Raw genomic sequence first — 19,844 nt, forward strand, 5'->3', positions numbered from 1 at the left:
GTCGCATCATGACCGACTGGGTTCTCCGCCTGATCGACGCGGGCGGCTATTGGGGCATTTTCGCCCTGATGGTGATCGAGAACATATTTCCGCCGATCCCGTCCGAGCTCATCATGGGCATCGGCGGCATCCGCGTCGGCCAGGGCCGGATGGAGATGGGATGGCTGCTGTTCGCGGGCACCGTCGGCACCACCGTCGGCAATTATTTCTGGTATCTGGTCGGCCATATATTGGGCTTCGGCCGGTTGAAGCCGCTCGTCGACCGCTATGGCCGCTGGGCGACGCTGGAGTGGAAGGATGTCGAGGCGCTCGACCATATCTTCGGCAAATATGGGCAGATCGTGGTGTTCGTCTTCCGCTTCATGCCCGCCTTCCGCACGATGATCTCGCTGCCCGCCGGGCTGTTCCGCATGGGGCATGTCCGCTTCCTGCTGTGGACCAGCGGCGGGGCGCTGGTGTGGAATATCATTCTCGCCTATGCGGGCTATATTTTGGGGCAGAATTTCCGCGACATCGACAAATATGTGGGGCCGGTGGCGACGGCCTGCGTGGTGGGGGCGGTCCTCTTCTACCTCTGGCGGCTGGCGACCTGGAAACCCAGGGGCTGATCCGGGGATATGCCGTGTTCCTGCGAAGGCAGGAACCCAGTTCAGACGAGGGAATGGACTTCACGCCCGCGGATGCGCGTTCCGGTAAACATCAAGCAGATGCGCCGCATCCACCTGCGTATAGATTTGCGTGGAGGACAGGCTGGCATGGCCCAGCAACTCCTGCAACGACCGCAAATCCGCCCCGCGCCCCAGCAGGTGCGTCGCGAAGCTGTGCCGCAAGGCATGGGGCGTCGTCCGGTCGGACAGCCCCAGCCGCCCTCGCGCGCCCTGCACGGCCCGGCGGATCAGCGCAGGCGACAGCGGCCCGCCCCGGACCCCCCGGAACAGCGGCGCGTCCTTCTCCTGCCCGAAGGGGCAGAGCGCCACATAGGCCTCCATCGCTTTCCGCACCTGGGGCAGCAGCGGCACGATCCGCGTCTTGCCCCGCTTGCCGGTGACGCGCAAAGTCTCTCCCAGGGGCAGCACCGCGCCGGTCAGCGCCATCGCCTCCCCGATGCGCAGCCCTGCCCCGTAAAGCAGCAGCAGCACCGCCCAATCCCTGGCGCCGATCCATTCCTCCCGCGCCGTTTCGGCGATGTCCCCGGCCAGCGCCACCGCCTCGTCGGGCGAGACCGGGCGGGGCAGGCCGCGCTTCACGCGAGGCCCCTTCAGCATCGGCACCCGCGCATCCTCCCCGCCGACGAAGCGCAGGAAACCCCGCACCGCCGACAATTCCCGCGCCGCCGAGACATTGCCGATCCCGTCCATCCGCCGCACCGTCAGGAAGGCGCGCAGGTCGGCCTGTTCGATCCCCGCCAGCATCGCCGCCGTCGCCGCTTCGCCGCGATGCTCCTCCAGAAAGGCCAGCAATCGCTCGGCGGTCGCCACATAGGCGCGCACCGTATGCATCGAGCGCCGCCGGTCTAGCGCCAGATGCCGCCGCCACTGTTCGCAAAGATCGTCCGCCGCCATGGCGCCATGATAGGGCAGGGGATCGCCCTTGAAAACCGCCCGGAAATGGGCACATGGGATGGGACATGGCAACTCCCTTCGACCTGGCCGACCTTCCGACCGGCGCGCTGATGCGGCTTTCCCCGCTGGTGGGGCGCGTGCTGGCGCCCAATCCGTCGCCCTTCACCTATACGGGCACGCAGACCTATCTGGTGGGCGCGGAGGATGTGGCGGTGATCGATCCCGGTCCGGACGATCCGGCGCATCTGGCCGCGCTGATCGAGGCGATAGGGGGGCGTCCGGTGACGGCGATCCTCTGCACCCACACCCATCGCGACCACAGCCCCGCCGCCGCGCCGCTGGGCGAGCGGACCGGCGCGCCGGTCATCGGTTGCGCGCCGCTGACGCTGGAGGATGATGGCCCCCGCGCCGACGCCGCCTTCGACGCGGCCTATCGCCCGGACCGCGTGCTGGCGGACGGCGAACGGATCGGCGGCCGGGGCTGGACGCTCGCCGCCGTGGCCACGCCCGGCCACACCTCCAACCATCTCTGCTTCGCGCTGCTGGAGGAAAAGGCCCTGTTCACCGGCGATCATGTGATGGGCTGGTCCACCAGCATCGTTTCCCCACCCGACGGCGACATGGCGGCCTATATGGCCTCGATGCAGCGGCTGCTCGACCGGACCGACACCGTCTATTATCCGGCGCATGGCGACCCGGTCGACAATCCGCAGCGGCTGGTGCGCGGCATGATGGGCCATCGCAAGCAGCGGGAGGGCCAGATACTGCGCTTCCTGGAACGCAACGGCGCGTCGGAAATCCCCGACATGGTCGTGGAAATGTACAAGGGCGTCGACCCGCGCCTGCACAGCGCGGCGGGGCGTTCGGTGCTGGCGCATCTCATCGACCTCGACGGGCGCGGCATCGCCGCCGCGACGGGGGACGGGCGATGGCGGCTGCGCTGAGGCGCTTCGCCGGGTCGATCGCAATAGGGATCGTCCCTGTCAACGAGGTACTGGTCAACAGGCGGAACGCCCGTTAGGGGGCGCTGGATGAAGGCCCTTCAAGGAGCAGGGTAGGGACATGAACGCCATCACCGGAATCCCGCAGGGGATCGACCTGCGCGCGGAGATCGACCGGCTGCGCAAGGAACGCAACGCCGTCATCCTCGGCCATTATTACCAGAAGCCGGAAATCCAGGACCTGTCCGATTTCGTGGGCGATTCCCTGGAACTCTCGCGCAAGGCGGCGGAGACGGACGCGGACGTCATCGCCTTTTGCGGCGTGCGCTTCATGGCGGAAACGGCGAAGATCCTCTCGCCGGAAAAGATCGTGGTGCTGCCCGACATGGACGCGGGATGCAGCCTGGAGGACAGTTGCCCGCCCGCCCAGTTCAAGGCCTTTCGCGAGGCGCATCCCGACCATATCGCGCTCAGCTACATCAACTGCTCGGCGGAGGTGAAGGCGCTTTCCGACATCATCGTCACCTCCTCCTCGGCGGAAAAGATCCTGGCGCAGATTCCCAAGGAGCAGAAGATCATCTTCGGCCCCGACAAGCATCTGGGCGGCTATCTGAAGCGCAAGCTCGGCCGCGACATGCTGCTCTGGCCGGGCGTCTGCATCGTGCATGAGGCGTTCAGCGAGACCGAACTGCTGAAGCTGAAGGCCCAGCACCCGCAAGCGCCCATCGCCGCGCATCCGGAATGCCCGCCGCACATCGTCGACCACGCGGACTATATCGGCTCGACCAGCGGCATATTGGAATTTTCCAAGACCATGCCCGGCGACACGCTGATCGTCGCGACTGAACCGCACATCATCCACCAGATGCAGAAGGCGGTGCCGGAAAAGACCTTCATCGGCGCCCCCGGCGCGGACGGCAACTGCAACTGCAACATCTGCCCGTACATGGCGCTCAACACGATGGAGAAGCTCTATCTGGCGCTGCGCGACCTCCAGCCGCGCATCGAGATGGAGGAGGGGCTGCGCCTCGCCGCGAAGAAAAGCCTCGACCGCATGCTCGAAATGGCGAGCGGCACGGTCGGGCAGGGTGATCTGGGCGCGCGCTGATGGAACGCATGGTCACGGCCGTGGAAATCGCGCGCCGCCACCACATATCGGACAAGCGGTTGCGCGGCATTCTGCGCCGCGACTGGCCATGGCCGCGGCGCAAGCACGACTTCTGGACCTTTCCGGCGGGCAGCGAGCAGGCGGCGATGATGGAGATGATCGCAAAAAGGCTGGCGGCAGCATGACCTTCGCTCTCCCCGGCTTCGATCTCGACGCCTTTGTCGCCTCCACCCTGGCGGAGGATCTTGGCCCGGACGGCCGCGACGTCACCAGCGAGGCGGTGATTCCCGCCGACGCGATGTTCGACGGCGTGATGGACAGCCGCGACGCCGTGACGCTGGCGGGCCTGCCCATCGCCGCCGCCTTCTTCCGCGCGCTCGACCCGGATGTGGAGATCGAACTGCTCCGGCAGGATGGCGACCGCGTGGCGGCGGGCACCGACATCATGCGCATCCGGGGCAAGGCCCGCGCCATGCTGACGGCCGAGCGGTCCGCGCTCAACACCGTCCAGCACCTGACCGGCATCGCCACCATGGCCCGCGCCTATGTCGACGCGATCCTGGGCACCGGCGCGACGCTGCTGGACACGCGCAAGACCATTCCGGGCCTTCGCGTGCTGGAAAAATATGCGACCCGCATGGGCGGCGCGACCAATCACCGCATGGGGCTTTGGGACGCGGCGATGATCAAGGACAATCATGTCGCCGTCGCCGGATCGGTCGAGGAAGCCGTCCGCCGCGCCGCCGCCGCCGGGATCGCCAGCATCATCGTGGAGGTCGACCGCGTCGACCAGATCGAACCCGCGCTTGCCGCCGGGGCCACGCACCTCCTGCTCGACAATATGGACGCGCCCACCCTGCGCGGGGCGGTGACGCTGGTCGGCGGGCGCGTCCCCACCGAAGCGTCGGGCGGCGTCACGCTGGACAGCATCCGCGCCAAGGCGGAAACCGGCGTCACCTATATCAGCGTCGGCCGCCTCACCCAGTCGGCCCCGGCCGCCGACATCGGCCTCGATTTCGCCTTTGCCTGAAGTCGCGCATGCGCCGCGGCCCTTGCCCGCCGCTAGGCGCATTTGCAGGCCGCCAGGGCTGAATGTCGATACAGCCTAACCCTCGACGATCACCGTCGAAGGATGATGCCGGTCCAGATGCCTGCGGATGATGCGCAGATTCTTGCTGTTGGACTTGTAGAAGAAATCGAAAACGTCCCCGGCAAAGGGAATGGCGCCGATCAGCGTGTCGAAGCCGACATTGGCCGCCATGCGCGTGAGCTGCCATTTCGACATGCCCAGGTTCCGCGCTTCCCACACGATCCACGCCCCCATGGCGGCCGTGGCGAAATCGCCCACCACGGGGATCAGCCCCACCAGACTGTCCAGCCCGACCCGCCGGTTGGTGCCGGGAAGGACGAACAGCCCCTCCAGCATCGCCTCCATCATCTCGATCCGCCTGCGCACCGAAGCCGGATCGCGGCCGAATCCGGGCATGTCGCGCACGATCCGGTCGAACTGGTCCTGCGAAATCGCCATCATCCGTCCTCCAAGCATCGGCTTTCGTTGCTCTAGTTGGTGCTCCTGAACAGATGGTTCAATGGGTGCCGCGCCCGGGGCGAAGCCATGAAGCCGGTCAGCCGCCGCGCCACCAGCGACCAGCGCACCGGCGCGCCCAGCGCGATGAAGCCGTTATGCGCCTGCATCAGCGCCTCCGCCCGCGCCACGCGGGCCATGCGCTCGTCCAGGCTGGCGGAAAGGCTCGCCGCCTGCAATTGCGCCTCCGCCTCCGCCGAGCAATGCACCTTCCGCGCGCAGCCGATCCGCCCCAGATACCAGAGCGCGCTGTCATAGGCCGCAACCTCGTCGACCAGCCGCAGATCGGCATCGGCCGCCATGTCGACCCGCTCGACAGCCAGGCCGATCATGCCCAGGTCATGCCGCACCAGCCCGAACAGCAGGGTGGAGCCCGGCCCCCTGGGCAGCGCCACGCGCAACGCCGGCGGATCGCCATGCTCGCTGCGCCAGCGTTTCATGACCGCCTGTCCCTGCGCCCAGCGTTCATCCTGCGACAGGCGGGACCAATCCGGCACGGCGGGCGGCGCGGGCAGGTCGAGCTGGCCCGGCACGATCTGCTCTGTCGTGGCCCAGCCGCCGACGGGGAACATCACCGGCAGGCGGCTGCGGTCGATCGCCATGTTGATCGCCCGCCGCACGCCGTCATCCTCCAGCAGCTTGCCGCTCGCCCCGCTCCGGCCCGTCACCGCCAGTCCCAGCAGCCCCTGCACCGGATCGATCCGCACATCGTCGCGGTCGACCCCCGCCGGCACCAGCAGCGGCAGGTCGGAAAAGCGCCCGCCCAGCACGAGCGCGGCCTTGCCCTGCTGGAAACGGGTGATGGCGAGCGCCGCCCGCTCCGCCCGGACGATCCGGGTCTGCCAGGCGGGCACCGGCAGTTCGTCGCCGGATTCGTTCGTGGCCCGCTCCACCGGCGTCAGCACCAGCGCCTTCCCCGGAACGCCGCCCCGCTTCTCCCGCCGATAGGGGCCGGTTCCCCCCTCCCGCGACAGGATCGCCATCTGCGGCTGGGCCAGCATCTGCAACACATAGGGGCGCGGCGCCGCCAGCCTGATCTCGATCACCTCGCCCGTCATCGCCACCACGTCCTGCACCGCGTCCAGCGGCCCGGCGGGGTCCAGCCGGCGCAGCGCCTCTATCCGCGCGGTCAACAGCCGCCCGACATCCTTCGCCAGCACCTTGCTCCCATCGGGCCAGAAGGCGCGGCGCAGGCGGAAGATATAGCTGCGGCCATCGTCCTCCACGATCCAGCGCTGGGCGAGGGCGGGCAGGATCTCGCCGCCGGCATCGAACGCCACCAGCCCCTGCGCGGTGGTTTCCAGGAACAGCTTCGATCCGGGGTCCGGCAGATTCTCCAGGGGCGTGGCGAAATCGGCGGGGCTGCCGATCACGCTGACCGTCACCGGTCCGCTCCCCTCGTCAGAGCAGCCGCCCGTCATCGCCGCCATCAGGGCGGCTCCGCAAAGGGTCAGCCAGGCGGGAAAGGGACGGGAAGGGGCGGAAACCATGTCCGGACAAGGCTTAACCCGCAACCGCGCCCGCGCCAACCGTCATGATGCGGCATGTGCGGGGACTGCTCAAAGTCGCGGAATCGCGGGAACCCAGCCGGGCGCAAGGGGGCCTTTCCCCGCTGTCCCATAGCGGAACAATATTTCATTAACCATGACTCCGCATTGGCCGCAGAAAGGCGCTCCTCTATATCCTTGGATATGCGCCTTTTTTCGACTCTCCTGCTTGTATCCGCCGCCGTGACGGCAACCGCGCTGGCGCAGGGGGTGACGTCGCCCTTCACCGTGGCGGAAAGCGGGCGAAGCTATGCGACGCTGGGGGACGCGATCAGGGCGATCGGCAATGGCCGCGGCACGGTGCTGGTGGCGCCGGGCAGCTATGCGCAATGCGCGGTGCAGCAGGGCGGCGATGTCACCATCCGCGCGCAGAAGCCGGGCACCGCCATCCTCGACGGCGTGGCCTGCGAGCAGAAGGCGGCGCTGGTGCTGCGCGGCCGGTCGAGCACCATAGACGGCCTCATCTTCCAGAATCTGCGCGTGCCCGATGGCAATGGTGCGGGCATCCGGCTGGAAAGCGGCAACCTGACCGTCGCCAACAGCCTGTTCCGCAACAGCGAGGAAGGCATTCTGACGGGCGACGCGCCGGGCAACGCGATCAGCATCGACAGGTCGACCTTCCGCCATCTGGGGCGCTGCGACCGCGACCTCGCCTGCGCCCACGGCATCTATGCGGGCCGCTATGGCAGCCTGTCGGTCACGCGCTCGCGCTTCGACCAGGGCGATGGCGGCCATTATCTGAAAACCCGCACGCCCCGCGTCACCATCACCGACAACAGCTTCGACGACAGCGGGGGGCGGCTCACCAACTATATGATCGACCTGTCCAACGGGGCGAGCGGCACGATCAGCGGCAACGAGATGGTGCAGGGGCGCGACAAGGACAATTACAGCGCCTTCATCACCGTGGCGCCGGAGGGGCGGGAACAGGACAGCACGAACCTTTCCATCGCGAACAACAGCGCCTCCTTCGTGCCGGGACTGCAGCGCAACAGCAGCTTCGTCGCCAATTTCACCGACGATGCGGTGAAGATCGGCCCGAACCGCCTGGCGAGCGGGATCAAGGTGACGGACCGGCGCTGACGGTTCCTGGATCGATTTCCAGGCGATCGGGAAGGCATGTCCGCCCCGGCCCGACGCATCCCGCTTGCATGCCCGCGCCGCGGCGCCGATAATCGTCCCATGCGCACCACCTATGGCTCAGCCACCGTCCGCCTCTACCACCTCAGCGACGCCGATGGCGGCGGCGGTGCGACGACGCTGTTCTACGGTCCCCTGAGCGAAGCCTTGCGCATCGCGGAGCGGCAGCCGCAGGACATGCAGGACGGCCTGTTCCTTGCCACCGACAATGATGTCGTCGCCTATCTCGACCTGATCGAGGGATAGGCGGCGTGGAAGACTCAGGATCCGCCGGACCGGGCGATTTGGGTGGGAGCGGACGTTCCCCTATTCGTCACCCCTCCCCCCTATTCGTCACCCCGGACTTGATCCGGGGTCCCGCTGCCTTGGGCTGGGCGCGGTGTAGAGGCAAAAGCGGGACCCCGGATCAAGTCCGGGGTGACGAAAAACTGATGACCGCTCATGACCATTCCCGACATCTCCAAATTTGTCCGCATTGCCTGGCCCCGCCGCTTCAACCGTCCGCAAACCCGAACGGCGCGTGGGTCCGCCGGAAATCCTCCGGCAGCATATCCCGCCCGATCGGCGGCGCGGATCGCGCCATGCACTGGCTGCGATGGCACAGGCGGCACGTCACCCCGATCGGCGTAGGCTCCGGCGGCGCTTCCCCCGCCGCATAGATCAGCCGATGCGCATGCTCCGCCGCGCAGCACAGCGCAATCGCCCGCTCGATCTTCGGCGCGCCCCAACCGCCGCCGCCCGCCGTCACCGTCCGCGCGATGGAGAAGAATCGCTGCCCGTCCGGCAGTTCCAGCCATTGCGTCAGCACCTCGCGGGGCCGCTCGAACGCATGATGCACCGACCAGAGCGGACAGGAACCGCCATGACGCGCAAAGGGAAAGCCCGCGCCGTCCAGCCGCTTGCTGACATTGCCCGCATGGTCGACCCGCAGGAAGAAGAAGGGGATGCGTTCCTGCCCCGGCTTCTGCAGCGTGGTCAGCCGATGCGCGGTCTGCTCGAAACTCGCGCCGAACTGCCGGGCCAGCGCCTCCACATCGTAACGCCGCGCCTCCACCGCCCTGGCGAAGACAGTATAGGGCATCACTATCGCCGCCGCGCCATAGCTGGCCAGCGCCCGCCGCGTCAGCCGCCGCCCGCTCTCGCTGGCGAACTGGCCGTCCTTCAGCAGCGCGTCGAAATCGCGCCGCATCTCCAGATAGGCGATCTGCAAGGCTAGCTGGAACTGGGTGCTCGCCCCATCCAGCGCGTCGTCCAGCAGCACCGCGTCGCGATGCCGGTCCAGCCGCCGCATCGACCCCGCCATCACGTCGGACGGCAGGCGCCGTACCCGCAGGTTATGCTTCGCCTTCAGCCATCCGGCCAGGCCGCCCGCCGCCTCCACTTCCTGCGCCAGCTTCTCCCCGGCGTCGTCCAGCAGCGGAAAGCTGTTGCGCCGCGCCCCCAGGAAGCGCCGCGATTCAGCGACCGGATCGGGCGCTTCGGCGGCGTCATCCCGCTCCACCCCCCGGTCCGCCAGCGCCAGTTGCTCCTCGCGATAGGCTGTGTGCAGCCGCAGCAAGGCCTCGGTGATTCCGGGGTAATTGACCGCCACGTCCCCGGTCGCCAGCGCGGGCAGGTCGATGTCCGCGAACATCGGGTCTTTCAGCACCGCCTGCAACCGCGCCGTCTGCTCCGCGCCGCCGTCGCCCGCCAGCTCGCTCATGTCCATCTTGTAGGTGCGCGCCAGCCGCAACAGCATGTCGGCGGTCAGCGGCCGCTGGTTGCGCTCCAGCAGCGCCACATAGCTGGCGGAAATCTCCAGGTCCGCCGCCATGTCCGCCTGGGTCAGCCCCAGTTCCCGCCGCAGCCTGCGCAGGCGCGGCCCCATGTAAACCGGACGATCCTTGGCCATGTCGTAAAGCGCTCCTGTGCAGGCTTTACAACTTTACACGCAAATCTTGTAAACTTCTACAACTGAACTTCGCAGCCCCTGCCGCACCCGCGAAACCCCCTTTAGAAAACCGTCATCACTTCTCCACTTCGTTCATGGAATCGAGCCATCATGACCTACAGCCAGGAAATCACGAAAGCGGGCGCCACCATCGGCGGGCAAGGCCATTGGGATGGCATCGCCGCCGAATCGGTCGCCCGCATGCGCCTCCAGAACCGTTTTCACACCGGGCTTGACATCGCCCGCTACACCGCCGGCATCATGCGCCGCGACATGGCCGCCTATGATGCCGACCCGGCCAACTACACCCAGTCGCTGGGCTGCTGGCACGGCTTCATCGGCCAGCAGAAGATGATCAGCATCAAAAAGCATTTCGGCACGACCAAGGGCCGTTATCTCTACCTGTCCGGCTGGATGGTCGCCGCCCTGCGCAGCGAATTCGGCCCGCTGCCCGACCAGTCGATGCATGAAAAGACCAGCGTCCCCGCGCTGATCGAGGAACTCTACACCTTCCTGAAGCAGGCCGACGCCCGCGAACTGGGCATGATGTTCCGCGACCTCGACGCCGCCCGCGAAGCCGGCGACGAAGTCAAGGCGCAGAAGATCCAGCACGACATCGACACCTATGAAACCCATGTCGTCCCCATCGTCGCGGACATCGACGCGGGCTTCGGCAATGCCGAGGCGACCTACCTGCTCGCCAAGAAGTTCATCGAAGCGGGCGCCTGCTGCATCCAGATCGAAAACCAGGTCTCGGACGAAAAGCAGTGCGGCCACCAGGACGGCAAGGTCACCGTCCCGCATGAGGACTTCCTCGCGAAGATCCGCGCCGTCCGCTACGCCTTCCTGGAACTGGGCGTCGACGACGGCATCATCGTCGCCCGCACCGACTCGCTGGGCGCTGGCCTCACCAAGCAGATCGCCTACAGCAAGGAAGAGGGCGACCTGGGCGACCAGTATAACAGCTTCCTCGACGTCGAGGAGGTCACCGACATCACCACCCTGCGCGGCGATGTCGTTCTGGCCCGCGACGGCAAGCTGTTTCGTCCCAAGCGCCTGCCGTCCAACCTGTTCCAGTTCCGCGCTGGAACCGGCGAAGACCGTGTCGTCCTCGACTGCATCACCTCGCTCCAGAACGGCGCGGACCTGCTGTGGATCGAGACGGAAAAGCCGCATGTCGAGCAGATCGCGGGCATGGTCGACCGCATCCGCGAAGTCGTTCCCAATGCGAAGCTGGTCTACAACAACTCGCCCAGCTTCAACTGGACGCTGAACTTCCGCCAGCAGGTGTTCGACCGCTGGACCGCCGAGGGCAAGGATGTCAGCGCCTATGACCGGGCGAAGCTGATGAGCGCCGATTACGACGCGACCGAACTGGGCCTTGAGGCCGATGAGAAGATCCGCACCTTCCAGAAGGATGCGGCGGCGCGGGCCGGCATCTTCCATCACCTCATCACCCTGCCGACCTACCACACGGCCGCCCTGTCGACCGACAACCTCGCCAAGGAATATTTCGGCGAGGCGGGCATGCTCGGCTATGTCGCGGGCGTCCAGCGCAAGGAAATCCGCCAGGGCATCGCCTGCGTCAAGCACCAGAACATGTCCGGTTCGGACATTGGCGATGATCACAAGGAATATTTCGCGGGTGAAGCGGCGCTGAAGGCGGGCGGCATCCACAACACGATGAATCAGTTTGCGGCCTGACAGCCGCAGAGGAATCAGTTTGCGGCCTGAAGCCGCTAAACGGTCCGGATTGCGGGGGTGCAAGCCCCGCAATCAGGGTGGAAGGACTTGACGGCCCGGAGCTTCGCGCTCCGGGCCGTTTTTTTCATAAGCGCAGCTTGTGAACGCTCCGCCCGTTCCAGCTTTTGCCGGGAAGCGAAGGCGATTATCCTTTGCGCCGTCCAGCAAAGGGGAAAAGCCGATGTCCTACACCCTCATCACCGCTAACCGGAATTATTCTAGCTGGTCGCTGCGCCCCTGGGTGCTGATGAAGGCGCTGGGCATCGCTTTCACCGACCGGATGGAGCCGTTCGCCACCGCCGAGAATTACGCCGCCTTCCGCGCCTTTTCGCCCACCGGCCAGGTGCCTGTGCTGATCGACGGCGAGAGGACGGTCTGGGATTCGCTGGGCATCGCGCTTTATCTGGCGGACCGCCATCCGGGCGTCTGGCCGCAGGAAGAGGCGGCGCGGGCGTGGGCGCAATCGGCCGTGGCGGAAATGCACAGCGGTTTCGCCGCCCTGCGCAACGATTGCCCGATGAATGTCGGCGTGCGGGTGGAGCCGCATCTGCCTTCGCCCGCGCTCAACCGGAATATCGCCCGGCTCGCGGAACTGTGGGGGGAGGGGCTTTCCCGCTTCGGCGGGCCGTTCCTGGCCGGGGCTGCCTTCACCGCCGTCGACGCCTTTTACGCGCCGGTCGCTTTCCGGGTGCGCACCTATGGGCTGAATGTCGGGCCGGCGGCGCAGGCCTGGGTCGATCATATGCTGGCGATCCCCGCGATGCGCGAATGGGAAAGCGCCGCCCTTGCCGAAACATGGCGGGAGGAAAGCCATGAAGCGGAAGTCGGCGCGGCCGGGCGCATCGTGGAGGACCATCGCGCCGCCTGACCGCCTGACCTTGCCCCCACGCCGGGGCCATCCGCGAAAAGCGGAAATTTGGCCGCTTTTCCCCTTTTCCCCTGTCCTGTCTGGGTCTAGGGGGAAATCATTATGGTCAAGCCTCGCACGCTCTATGAAAAGATTTGGGACGCGCATGTCGTCGAACGCCGTCCCGATGGCACCTGCCTGATCTATATCGATCGCCATCTCGTGCATGAGGTGACGAGTCCCCAGGCGTTCGAAGGACTGCGCCTTGCGGGCCGCAAGGTGCGTCGCCCCGATCTGACGCTGGCGGTGCCCGATCATAACCTGCCGACCACGGCGCGCCGCGATGCGGCGGGCAAGCGCATTCCCATCGCCGATCCGGAAAGCGCGCAGCAGCTTGCGGCGCTGGAACGGAACGCGCCGGAATTCGGCGTCCGCCTGATCGGGGACGCGGACCCGGAACAGGGCATCGTCCATGTCGTGGGGCCGGAACAGGGCTTCACCCTGCCGGGCACGACTTTGGTCTGCGGCGACAGCCATACCAGCTCGCACGGCGCGCTGGGCGCGCTGGCCTTCGGCATCGGCACGTCGGAGGTGGAACATGTGCTGGCCACCCAGACGCTGCTCCTGAAACAGTCGAAGACGATGGAGGTCGTGGTCGAGGGCGAGCTGGGTTTCGGCGTCACGCCCAAGGATGTCGCGCTGGCGATCTGCGGCCGCATCGGCACGGCGGGCGGCACCGGCTATGTTATGGAATATCGCGGTTCCGTCTTCCGCGACATGTCGATCGAGGGTCGACTGACCGTCGCCAACATGTCGATCGAGGCGGGCGCGCGATCCGGCCTGTTCGCGCCCGACGAAAAGACCTTCGCCTATCTGGAAGGCCGCCCCATGGCCCCCAAGGGCGCGGAATGGGAGGCGGCCGTCGCCTATTGGAAGACGCTTGCGACGGACGAAGGCGCGGTGTTCGACAAGAGCGTCGTCATCGACGCCGCCGACATCGTCCCGAACGTCACATGGGGCACCAGCCCGGAGGATGTCGTGCCGGTGACGGGTGCGGTGCCCGATCCAGAGAGCTTCGCCGACGCCTCCAAGCGGGCGGCCGCGCAGAAATCGCTCGACTATATGGGGCTTTCCGCCGGGCAGCGGATGGAGGATGTGGTCATCGAACATGTCTTCATCGGCAGTTGCACCAACAGCCGGATAGAGGATCTGCGCGCCGCCGCCGCCCTGCTCAAGGGCCGCCATATCGCCAGCGGCATCAAGCATGCCATGGTCGTGCCCGGTTCCGGGCTGGTCAAGCGCCAGGCGGAAGCCGAAGGGCTGGACCGCATCTTCGTGGAGGCCGGTTTCGAATGGCGCGAGCCGGGCTGTTCCGCCTGCCTGGGCATGAATCCGGACAAGGTGCCTGCGGGCGAGCGCTGCGCCTCCACCAGCAACCGCAATTTCATGGGTCGGCAGGGGCCGGGGTCGCGGACGCATCTTGTCTCGCCCGTCATGGCGGCGGCGGCCGCCATCACCGGACATCTGACCGACGTGCGCGAATTGATGGGTGAAAAAAGGGGAGAGGCGGTCGCATGAAAAAGGTATTCTGGCTGCTGGCGCTGGGCGCGCTGGCAAGTGCCGCCATGGCGGCGACCCTGGGGCGCGCGGAAGACACGCCGCGCCCGGAGAGCAAGCAGGCGCATTGATGGACAAGCTGAATATCGTCGAAGGCCGCGCCTATCCGTTCGGGATGAAGAATGTCGACACCGACATCGTCATCCCGGCGCATTGGCTGAAGACCATCAGCCGCGCCGGTCTGGGCCGGGGCGCCTTCGAAGTGCTGCGCAAGGAGCCGGGCAATGTCTTTGACGATCCGGAATATGCGGGCAGCCCGATCCTGATCGCGGGCGACAATTTCGGCTGCGGGTCCAGCCGCGAGCATGCCGCCTGGGCGCTGGCCGACCTGGGCATCAAGGTGGTGATCGCGCCCAGCTTTTCCGACATATTCTCCGGCAACGCGTTCAAGAACGGCATATTGACGGTGGTCCTGCCGCAGGAGGCCATCGACCGGCTGATGGAGGTCGCCCGGACGGACCCGATCCATGTCGATCTGGAGCATCAGACGGTCACGACCCGGTTCCAGGACCGCTTCCAGTTCGAGATCGATCCCTTCCGCAAGCATTGCCTGCTCGGCGGTCTGGACGAGATCGGACTGACGCTGGGGCAGGCGGACGCGATCGGTGCGTTCGAGGCGAAGGACGCCGGCGCGCGTCCCTGGCTGGCGCCCGCCGTTGCGTAAGCGTCGCGATCTTCCTATTTCGGATCGGACGATCCGTTTCACCTTTTACGGGGCACAGGCATGACCACTTTCGACGACCGCGAAAAGGCCTTTGAAAACATGTTCGCGCACGACCAGGAGATGCAGTTCCGCATCCAGGCGCGGCGCAACCGGCTGCTCGGCGAATGGGCTGCGGCGAAGATGGGCCTGACGCCCGAAGAAACGGACGCCTACGCCAAGGCGGTCGTGCAGGCCGATTTCGAGGAAGCAGGCGACGAGGATGTCATCCGCAAGCTGATGGGCGACATGACCCAGGCCGGAATCGACATCGACGAAGCAGGCGTCCGCGCCGCGCTGGACGAGCAGCAGGTCATCGCCCGCCGCATGTTCATCGAAGCCCAATAAGCGTCAGGACCGTTCCGCCATGCCGATGGCTGCCGAAGAAATAGCGGACATGATCCGCGCCGCGATCCCCGATGCGCAGGTCGAGATCACCGACCTTGCCGGCGACGGCGACCATTATGCGGCGCGCGTCGTGGCGGAGAGTTTCCGGGGCATGAGCCGCATCGCGCAGCAGCGGGCGGTCTATGCCGCGCTGGACGGGCGCATGGGCGGGGTGCTCCACGCCTTGCAACTGACAACCGCCGTCCCCAATTAACCGCCATTGGACAAAGCCCGCGCCGTTTTGGCGCCTGACAGGAATGGACCAGATAATGACCGACGCCGTGCAGCAGCGGATCGCCGACATCGTGAACGGCAATGATGTCGTGCTTTTCATGAAGGGCACGCCGCTCTTTCCGCAATGCGGCTTTTCCAGCCGCGCCATCGCGATCCTGGAGCATCTGGGCGTCGCCTATGACAGCGTGGACGTCTTGCAGGATCAGGCGATCCGTCAGGGGATCAAGGCCTTTTCCGACTGGCCGACCATTCCCCAGCTTTATGTGAAGGGCGAATTCGTCGGCGGCAGCGACATCATGATGGAGATGTACGAGGCCGGCGAATTGCAGCAGTTGATGGCCGACCAGGGCGTCGCCGCAGCCAACTGAACGGCTGAACGAAACGAATGTGGCAGGCGGTCCGGGTCATCCGGGCCGCCTTTTTCATGTCCTCCTGTCATTGAGGGCGCCCTTTTGCGTCGCCGGTCTGGTTTGGCGCTCGCTCGACCTAAGGAAGACCGGGTGGGAGGATGCGGCGGAGACTGGCGCCGCATCCTCCCGGGCAGTCAAACGATGGGTATGGCAAAGGCAACGCAAAGCCCGTGCCAGCCGTCGGGAATCAGCCCTATCGGCGTCGCGGAAAGGTTAACGCCGCCGGAGCCGGTCGCCAGGCTGTAAACCCCGCCGACGGTCCGTGACCGCACGCTTGACTACAGATGTAATCAATGCGATTACGTGTGTAGTCGATTCTGGTGCGGATGATGGTCGTGGGCGAGAAGATCAGCGAGGCGGAACTGGTGGTGATGGAGGCGCTGTGGGAGCGCGCGCCGCAGACCGCCGCCGATGTGGCGGACCGGGTCGCCGCCGGGCGCGACTGGAGCGTCCAGACCGTCAAGACGCTGCTGTCCCGGCTGATGGCCAAGGATGTCATCGCCGCCGACCAGGACGGCCGCCGCTTTTTATATCGCCCGCTCGTCGCGCGGGAGGAGTATGTTGCCAGCGAGTCGGGGCGCCTGGTGAACCGGCTGTTCGGCGGGCGGGTGTCGCCTCTGGTGGCCCAGCTCGCCAGCCAGGACCAGTTGACGGCGGAGGACATCGCCGAACTTGAGGAAATCCTGAAGGGGTTGAGATCATGAGCGTGTGGATCGCCGAAACACTGATCGCGACGACCCTGCTGATGGCGCTGGTCATGCTGCTGCGGCGTCCGGTGGCGCGCTGGTTGGGGGCGGGGGCGGCCTATTGGCTGTGGCTGCTGCCGCTCGCCCGCATGGCGTTGCCCGCCCTGCCGCGGGATGTCGCCAGCCCCTCGCCCCTGCAGCGGGCGGTCGACCAGGCGGGCCTGCCCCGCTTGCTGGATGCGGCGCCGGCGGGGCTCCCGGTCCGGTCGGAATGGAGCATTCCCTGGCTGGAGATCGCGGCCTCGCTCTGGCTTCTGGGTGTCGTCCTTTTCCTGGCGGTGCAGGCGATCGGCTATGTCCGCTTCCGCCGCTTCATCCTGAAGGGCGCGACGCCGATCGGGGAAGAGGGCCGGATACGCATCGTCAGCAGCCCGCAGGCGGGCGGACCGCTCGCCTGCGGGGTGTTCCGCCCCGTCATCGTCCTGCCCGTCGACTTCGCGCTGCGCTTCGACCCGCAGGAACAAGCCATGGCGATCGCCCATGAGCGCGCCCATCATCAGGGCGGCGACCTGGCCGCCAATATGGTCGCGCTGCTGCTGCTGGGCCTGCACTGGTGCAATCCGGTCGCCTGGATCGCCTATCGCGCCTACCGGGCGGATCAGGAGCAGGCCTGCGATGCGCGGGTCTTGTCGCTCCACGGCCGGGATCAGGCGCATGTCTATGGCCGGGCCATCCTGAAGGCCGCCGGTGGCCGCCAGTTTGCCGGCGCCTGTCATCTCAATCGCATAACCGCGCTCAAAGGGAGGCTGAAAATGCTGTCTGCCCATGAAATGTCGCTGCGCCGCATCAGTTGGGGCATGGCGGCCGTCGCCCTGGTGACGGCATCCGGCCTGGCGCTGACCGCGTCCGGCAGCCGGGCGGCGCAGCAGGTCGCCGCGATCACCGACAAGGTGGATTCGATGAACTTCGGCAGGCTGGCCGATCTGGTCGCGCAGCCCGCCTCCGCCAGCGAGATCGCGCTGCCCGAAGCGCCGGAAGTCGCCGTTCCGACGCCCTCCCCGTCCGATCCGAAGGACGCCGGGGAGATGGCCGCCCTACCGCCTGCTCCTCCCGCGCCGCCTGCTCCTCCGGCGCCCGTGGCCGACATGGTCCCGCCTGTCCCGCCGGTTCCCCCGGCGCCGCCCGCAGGCCTGCGCGACCGGGGCGACCGCGCCCTATCCCACGCCGTGCCGAACGAAGCGGAAATCCGCCGCATGGTGCCGCATGTCGACGTCGCCAATGGCTGCGAGAACGGCAAGGGCGTGAGCCAGCGGGAGACGGTGGACGCCGATGGCCGCCGCCATATCCGCGCCCGCATCTGCCAGGAGGAGATCGAGGCGCAGGCCCATCGCGCCGCCCGCGCCGGATTGATCGCGGCCCGCGCCCAGATCGCCGCGGCCGCCCGGATGTCGGACAAGGTCCGGGCCGAGGTGTTGCGCGATCTGGACCGGGAGATCGCGCATATGGACGGAGAGGATTGACGGCCCAGGCCCAAGGCGCGCCGCCACCTGCCCCATGACGGCTTTGGCGCGGCTGCCGCGCCCATGGTTCAGACCGCCACGATCTCCGGCAGGATGGCGTCGAGCAGCAGCATCCCGGCAGGCTCGACGCAAAGCCGCCGACCTTCCTGCCGCACCAGGCCATGGCCGGCCAGCCGCGCTACCGCCTCCGCATCGACCAAATCCTCCACCGGCAGGCTCGACAGCCGCGCGATCCTCTCCAACTCCACGCCTTCGGCAAGCCGCAGCCCCATCAACAGCGCTTCCCTGGCCCGGTCGCGCCCGTCGAGCGGCTCCTCGCCTTGCAGGCCATGGCCATTGCGCGCCACGGCGTTCATCCAGTTTTCCGGCTTCCTGTGGCGCAGCGTCGCCAGCCCATCGCGGCGGCCATGCGCGCCGGGGCCTACGCCGACATAGTCGCCATAGCGCCAGTAGGTGAGGTTATGCCGGCTTTCCTGCCCCGGCCGGGCGTGGTTGCTGATCTCATAGGCGGGCAGGCCGGCGGCCGCGGTCATCGCCTGCGTGGCTTCATAGAGATCGGCGGCATGGTCCGGATCGGCCGGCTTCAGCCCGCCCTGCGCCGCCAGCGTCGCGAAGCGGGTGCCCGGTTCGATGGTGAGCTGGTAGAGGGAGAGATGGCCGGTGCCGAAGGACAGCCCCCGCGCCAGTTCGCTCTCCCAATCCGCCAGGCTCTGGCCGGGGCGGGCATAGATCAGGTCGAAATTCACCCGGCCGAACGCTGATTGCGCCACGTCCAGCGCCGCCAACCCCTCCCGCACGTCATGGGCGCGGCCGAGGAAATGCAGCGCCTCATCCTCCAGCGCCTGAAGGCCCAGCGATACCCGGTTCACCCCGGCCGCCGCCAGGTCCGCGAAGCGGGCGGCCTCCACCGAACTGGGATTGGCCTCCAGCGTGATCTCGATGTCGCGTGTCGGCCGCCAGTGGCGCGTGGCCGCGTCGATCAGCGCCTCCACGATGTCGGGCGGCATCAGCGACGGCGTGCCCCCGCCGAAGAAGATCGAGGAGAGCGGCCGGCCGCCGCTCAGCGTCGCTTCATGGGCAAGGTCGCTCAGCAGCGCCGCGCGCCAGGCGGCGTTGTCGATCTCCGCCCGGACATGGCTGTTAAAATCGCAATAAGGACATTTGGAAACGCAAAATGGCCAATGCACATATAAGGCCAGGGGTTCATCGGGCGCGGCAGCGGAGATAAAGGGGTCGGGCGACATGAGTGGGGGCGTTCTTAAACGGCTTTGGCCTGCGCGGCTAGCGCTGCTGGGGATATTGGCGGCAGCGGCAGGGCAGGGCGGCGCGGAGCCGTCGCCTGGGGCGAGGCCGTTGCCGCCCGCCATGCCCGCTTCCTATTACGGCCTTGAGGAAGCGGACCGGGACGAGGGGCTGATGCGCGACGTCGTGCTGGGCATGCACAATGAGGAGCGCGAATCGCTGGGGCTTTCGCCATTGGCCTGGGACAGCGCCCTGGCCGCCGATGCGGCCCGCTATGCGCGGCAGATGGCGCAGACCAACATCTTCCGCCATTCCGCCCGCGCCAGCCGCGCCGTTCCCAGCGGCGAGAATCTGTGGATGGGATCGCGTGGCCTGTACGATTATGAGGTGATGGTCGGCTCCTTCCTCGATGAGAAGCGGCTGTTCCGGCGGAGCGGCAAGCTGCCCGACCTCAGCGTCACCGGCCGATGGGAGGATGTCGGCCATTACACCCAGATCATCTGGCGCGGCACCCGCAAGGTCGGCTGCGCCCTGGCGGAAGGACAGAGCTACGATTATCTCGTCTGCCGATATTATCCGGCGGGCAATGTCTTCGGCCGCAATCCGCTGGATGGGGAGGATGGCGCCCAATCCTGACGGGACGGC

22 protein-coding genes are annotated in these 19,844 nt (G+C 67.1%); 17 read left to right on the forward strand and 5 right to left on the reverse strand.

Going from position 1 to position 19,844, the window contains the following annotated elements:
- The first annotated feature begins 8 nt into the window (after window positions 1-8).
- Complete coding sequence (locus SIDU_RS00670) at window positions 9-608, forward strand: DedA family protein (protein ID WP_007685504.1); 600 nt, start codon at window positions 9-11, stop codon at window positions 606-608.
- 60 nt (window positions 609-668) lie between these two features.
- Here the strand turns inward: SIDU_RS00670 and SIDU_RS00675 are convergent, their stop codons facing one another.
- Window positions 669-1,562, reverse strand: a complete 894-nt coding sequence (locus SIDU_RS00675; RefSeq protein ID WP_007685505.1) for a tyrosine recombinase XerC — start codon at window positions 1,560-1,562, stop codon at window positions 669-671.
- Window positions 1,563-1,627: 65 nt separating this feature from the next.
- On the opposite strand from SIDU_RS00675, the gene SIDU_RS00680 reads away from it, so the two are divergent.
- The 4 genes from SIDU_RS00680 to nadC all read left to right on the forward strand — a co-directional run bounded on the left by SIDU_RS00680 (window position 1,628) and on the right by nadC (window position 4,641).
- On the forward strand, window positions 1,628-2,506 hold the full coding sequence (locus SIDU_RS00680) for an MBL fold metallo-hydrolase (RefSeq protein WP_037445172.1): 879 nt from the start codon (window positions 1,628-1,630) through the stop codon (window positions 2,504-2,506).
- Between the two features lie 118 nt (window positions 2,507-2,624).
- On the forward strand, window positions 2,625-3,611 hold the full coding sequence (nadA, locus tag SIDU_RS00685) for a quinolinate synthase NadA (protein ID WP_007685507.1): 987 nt from the start codon (window positions 2,625-2,627) through the stop codon (window positions 3,609-3,611).
- Window positions 3,611-3,796 carry a hypothetical protein gene (locus tag SIDU_RS00690; protein ID WP_020821199.1) on the forward strand — a complete coding sequence of 62 codons (186 nt, stop codon included), beginning with the start codon at window positions 3,611-3,613 and terminating at the stop codon, window positions 3,794-3,796. Before nadA ends, SIDU_RS00690 begins: the two co-directional genes overlap by 1 nt.
- Entirely contained in the window at window positions 3,793-4,641 is an 849-nt protein-coding gene (gene nadC, locus SIDU_RS00695; protein ID WP_007685510.1) for a carboxylating nicotinate-nucleotide diphosphorylase, read from the forward strand. Before SIDU_RS00690 ends, nadC begins: the two co-directional genes overlap by 4 nt.
- A gap of 75 nt (window positions 4,642-4,716) precedes the next feature.
- Here nadC and SIDU_RS00700 read toward each other — a convergent pair whose 3' ends face one another.
- Together SIDU_RS00700 and SIDU_RS00705 are read right to left on the reverse strand one after the other, a co-directional pair.
- On the reverse strand, window positions 4,717-5,139 hold the full coding sequence (locus SIDU_RS00700; protein ID WP_007685512.1) for a DUF4112 domain-containing protein: 423 nt from the start codon (window positions 5,137-5,139) through the stop codon (window positions 4,717-4,719).
- A 32-nt stretch (window positions 5,140-5,171) separates the two neighbouring features.
- Window positions 5,172-6,686: an ABC transporter substrate-binding protein gene (locus tag SIDU_RS00705; protein WP_020821201.1), complete on the reverse strand. Its 1,515-nt coding sequence runs from the start codon at window positions 6,684-6,686 to the stop codon at window positions 5,172-5,174.
- Window positions 6,687-6,887: 201 nt separating this feature from the next.
- Here SIDU_RS00705 and SIDU_RS00710 point away from each other — a divergent pair, with 201 nt between their 5' ends.
- Both SIDU_RS00710 and SIDU_RS00715 read left to right on the forward strand, forming a co-directional pair.
- Window positions 6,888-7,826, forward strand: coding sequence for a right-handed parallel beta-helix repeat-containing protein (locus SIDU_RS00710; protein ID WP_007685516.1), 939 nt, complete (start codon window positions 6,888-6,890; stop codon window positions 7,824-7,826).
- Window positions 7,827-7,925: 99 nt separating this feature from the next.
- Complete coding sequence (locus SIDU_RS00715; RefSeq protein ID WP_013040978.1) at window positions 7,926-8,129, forward strand: hypothetical protein; 204 nt, start codon at window positions 7,926-7,928, stop codon at window positions 8,127-8,129.
- Between the two features lie 247 nt (window positions 8,130-8,376).
- Here the strand turns inward: SIDU_RS00715 and SIDU_RS00720 are convergent, their stop codons facing one another.
- A complete protein-coding gene (locus SIDU_RS00720) occupies window positions 8,377-9,774 on the reverse strand; it encodes a helix-turn-helix domain-containing protein (protein WP_007685520.1) in 1,398 nt (465 codons plus the stop codon).
- Between the two features lie 150 nt (window positions 9,775-9,924).
- Between SIDU_RS00720 and SIDU_RS00725 the strand changes: the two genes are divergently transcribed.
- From SIDU_RS00725 to SIDU_RS00765, 9 genes are all read left to right on the forward strand, one after another.
- On the forward strand, window positions 9,925-11,517 hold the full coding sequence (locus SIDU_RS00725) for an isocitrate lyase (RefSeq protein ID WP_007685522.1): 1,593 nt from the start codon (window positions 9,925-9,927) through the stop codon (window positions 11,515-11,517).
- A gap of 220 nt (window positions 11,518-11,737) precedes the next feature.
- Window positions 11,738-12,424 (forward strand): glutathione S-transferase family protein, encoded by a 687-nt coding sequence (locus SIDU_RS00730; RefSeq protein WP_007685524.1) that lies wholly within the window; start codon window positions 11,738-11,740, stop codon window positions 12,422-12,424.
- A gap of 102 nt (window positions 12,425-12,526) precedes the next feature.
- On the forward strand, window positions 12,527-13,981 hold the full coding sequence (gene leuC, locus SIDU_RS00735) for a 3-isopropylmalate dehydratase large subunit (protein WP_007685526.1): 1,455 nt from the start codon (window positions 12,527-12,529) through the stop codon (window positions 13,979-13,981).
- Window positions 13,982-14,090: 109 nt separating this feature from the next.
- On the forward strand, window positions 14,091-14,684 hold the full coding sequence (leuD, locus tag SIDU_RS00740) for a 3-isopropylmalate dehydratase small subunit (RefSeq protein WP_007685530.1): 594 nt from the start codon (window positions 14,091-14,093) through the stop codon (window positions 14,682-14,684).
- Between the two features lie 60 nt (window positions 14,685-14,744).
- The gene (locus tag SIDU_RS00745) at window positions 14,745-15,068 is read left to right on the forward strand and encodes a DUF1476 domain-containing protein (protein WP_007685532.1); all 324 of its coding nucleotides are present in this window, start codon (window positions 14,745-14,747) and stop codon (window positions 15,066-15,068) included.
- Window positions 15,069-15,087: 19 nt separating this feature from the next.
- Complete coding sequence (locus tag SIDU_RS00750; protein ID WP_007685534.1) at window positions 15,088-15,321, forward strand: BolA/IbaG family iron-sulfur metabolism protein; 234 nt, start codon at window positions 15,088-15,090, stop codon at window positions 15,319-15,321.
- A gap of 55 nt (window positions 15,322-15,376) precedes the next feature.
- Entirely contained in the window at window positions 15,377-15,709 is a 333-nt protein-coding gene (gene grxD / locus SIDU_RS00755; RefSeq protein ID WP_007685536.1) for a Grx4 family monothiol glutaredoxin, read from the forward strand.
- Window positions 15,710-16,077: 368 nt separating this feature from the next.
- Complete coding sequence (locus tag SIDU_RS00760; RefSeq protein WP_007685539.1) at window positions 16,078-16,455, forward strand: BlaI/MecI/CopY family transcriptional regulator; 378 nt, start codon at window positions 16,078-16,080, stop codon at window positions 16,453-16,455.
- Window positions 16,452-17,957: a M56 family metallopeptidase gene (locus SIDU_RS00765; RefSeq protein WP_007685541.1), complete on the forward strand. Its 1,506-nt coding sequence runs from the start codon at window positions 16,452-16,454 to the stop codon at window positions 17,955-17,957. The genes SIDU_RS00760 and SIDU_RS00765 overlap by 4 nt, the downstream gene beginning before the upstream one ends.
- A gap of 68 nt (window positions 17,958-18,025) precedes the next feature.
- On the opposite strand, the gene hemW is transcribed toward SIDU_RS00765, so the two are convergent.
- The gene (hemW, locus tag SIDU_RS00770) at window positions 18,026-19,201 is read right to left on the reverse strand and encodes a radical SAM family heme chaperone HemW (RefSeq protein ID WP_007685544.1); all 1,176 of its coding nucleotides are present in this window, start codon (window positions 19,199-19,201) and stop codon (window positions 18,026-18,028) included.
- On the opposite strand from hemW, the gene SIDU_RS00775 reads away from it, so the two are divergent.
- Window positions 19,200-19,835 (forward strand): CAP domain-containing protein, encoded by a 636-nt coding sequence (locus SIDU_RS00775; RefSeq protein WP_013040969.1) that lies wholly within the window; start codon window positions 19,200-19,202, stop codon window positions 19,833-19,835. The two genes, hemW and SIDU_RS00775, sit on opposite strands and share 2 nt — an antisense overlap.
- Window positions 19,836-19,844: the final 9 nt, after the last annotated feature.

The sequence above is a fragment of the Sphingobium indicum B90A genome (assembly GCF_000264945.2).
GTDB lineage: Bacteria > Pseudomonadota > Alphaproteobacteria > Sphingomonadales > Sphingomonadaceae > Sphingobium > Sphingobium indicum.

Excerpts from the sequence above, each read along its gene's own strand:
- SIDU_RS00775 (WP_013040969.1), top strand. The coding sequence starts at position 19,200 with ATGAGTGGGGGCGTTCTTAAACGGCTTTGGCCTGCGCGGCTAGCGCTG.
- nadA (WP_007685507.1), top strand. The coding sequence starts at position 2,625 with ATGAACGCCATCACCGGAATCCCGCAGGGGATCGACCTGCGCGCGGAG.
- SIDU_RS00750 (WP_007685534.1), top strand. The coding sequence starts at position 15,088 with ATGCCGATGGCTGCCGAAGAAATAGCGGACATGATCCGCGCCGCGATC.
- SIDU_RS00705 (WP_020821201.1), bottom strand. The coding sequence starts at position 6,686 with ATGGTTTCCGCCCCTTCCCGTCCCTTTCCCGCCTGGCTGACCCTTTGC.
- SIDU_RS00725 (WP_007685522.1), top strand. The coding sequence starts at position 9,925 with ATGACCTACAGCCAGGAAATCACGAAAGCGGGCGCCACCATCGGCGGG.
- SIDU_RS00720 (WP_007685520.1), bottom strand. The coding sequence starts at position 9,774 with ATGGCCAAGGATCGTCCGGTTTACATGGGGCCGCGCCTGCGCAGGCTG.
- SIDU_RS00745 (WP_007685532.1), top strand. The coding sequence starts at position 14,745 with ATGACCACTTTCGACGACCGCGAAAAGGCCTTTGAAAACATGTTCGCG.
- SIDU_RS00715 (WP_013040978.1), top strand. The coding sequence starts at position 7,926 with ATGCGCACCACCTATGGCTCAGCCACCGTCCGCCTCTACCACCTCAGC.
- leuD (WP_007685530.1), top strand. The coding sequence starts at position 14,091 with ATGGACAAGCTGAATATCGTCGAAGGCCGCGCCTATCCGTTCGGGATG.
- SIDU_RS00670 (WP_007685504.1), top strand. The coding sequence starts at position 9 with ATGACCGACTGGGTTCTCCGCCTGATCGACGCGGGCGGCTATTGGGGC.
- nadC (WP_007685510.1), top strand. The coding sequence starts at position 3,793 with ATGACCTTCGCTCTCCCCGGCTTCGATCTCGACGCCTTTGTCGCCTCC.
- leuC (WP_007685526.1), top strand. The coding sequence starts at position 12,527 with ATGGTCAAGCCTCGCACGCTCTATGAAAAGATTTGGGACGCGCATGTC.
- hemW (WP_007685544.1), bottom strand. The coding sequence starts at position 19,201 with ATGTCGCCCGACCCCTTTATCTCCGCTGCCGCGCCCGATGAACCCCTG.
- SIDU_RS00760 (WP_007685539.1), top strand. The coding sequence starts at position 16,078 with ATGATGGTCGTGGGCGAGAAGATCAGCGAGGCGGAACTGGTGGTGATG.
- SIDU_RS00700 (WP_007685512.1), bottom strand. The coding sequence starts at position 5,139 with ATGGCGATTTCGCAGGACCAGTTCGACCGGATCGTGCGCGACATGCCC.
- SIDU_RS00680 (WP_037445172.1), top strand. The coding sequence starts at position 1,628 with ATGGCAACTCCCTTCGACCTGGCCGACCTTCCGACCGGCGCGCTGATG.
- SIDU_RS00765 (WP_007685541.1), top strand. The coding sequence starts at position 16,452 with ATGAGCGTGTGGATCGCCGAAACACTGATCGCGACGACCCTGCTGATG.
- SIDU_RS00710 (WP_007685516.1), top strand. The coding sequence starts at position 6,888 with ATGCGCCTTTTTTCGACTCTCCTGCTTGTATCCGCCGCCGTGACGGCA.
- SIDU_RS00690 (WP_020821199.1), top strand. The coding sequence starts at position 3,611 with ATGGAACGCATGGTCACGGCCGTGGAAATCGCGCGCCGCCACCACATA.
- SIDU_RS00675 (WP_007685505.1), bottom strand. The coding sequence starts at position 1,562 with ATGGCGGCGGACGATCTTTGCGAACAGTGGCGGCGGCATCTGGCGCTA.
- grxD (WP_007685536.1), top strand. The coding sequence starts at position 15,377 with ATGACCGACGCCGTGCAGCAGCGGATCGCCGACATCGTGAACGGCAAT.
- SIDU_RS00730 (WP_007685524.1), top strand. The coding sequence starts at position 11,738 with ATGTCCTACACCCTCATCACCGCTAACCGGAATTATTCTAGCTGGTCG.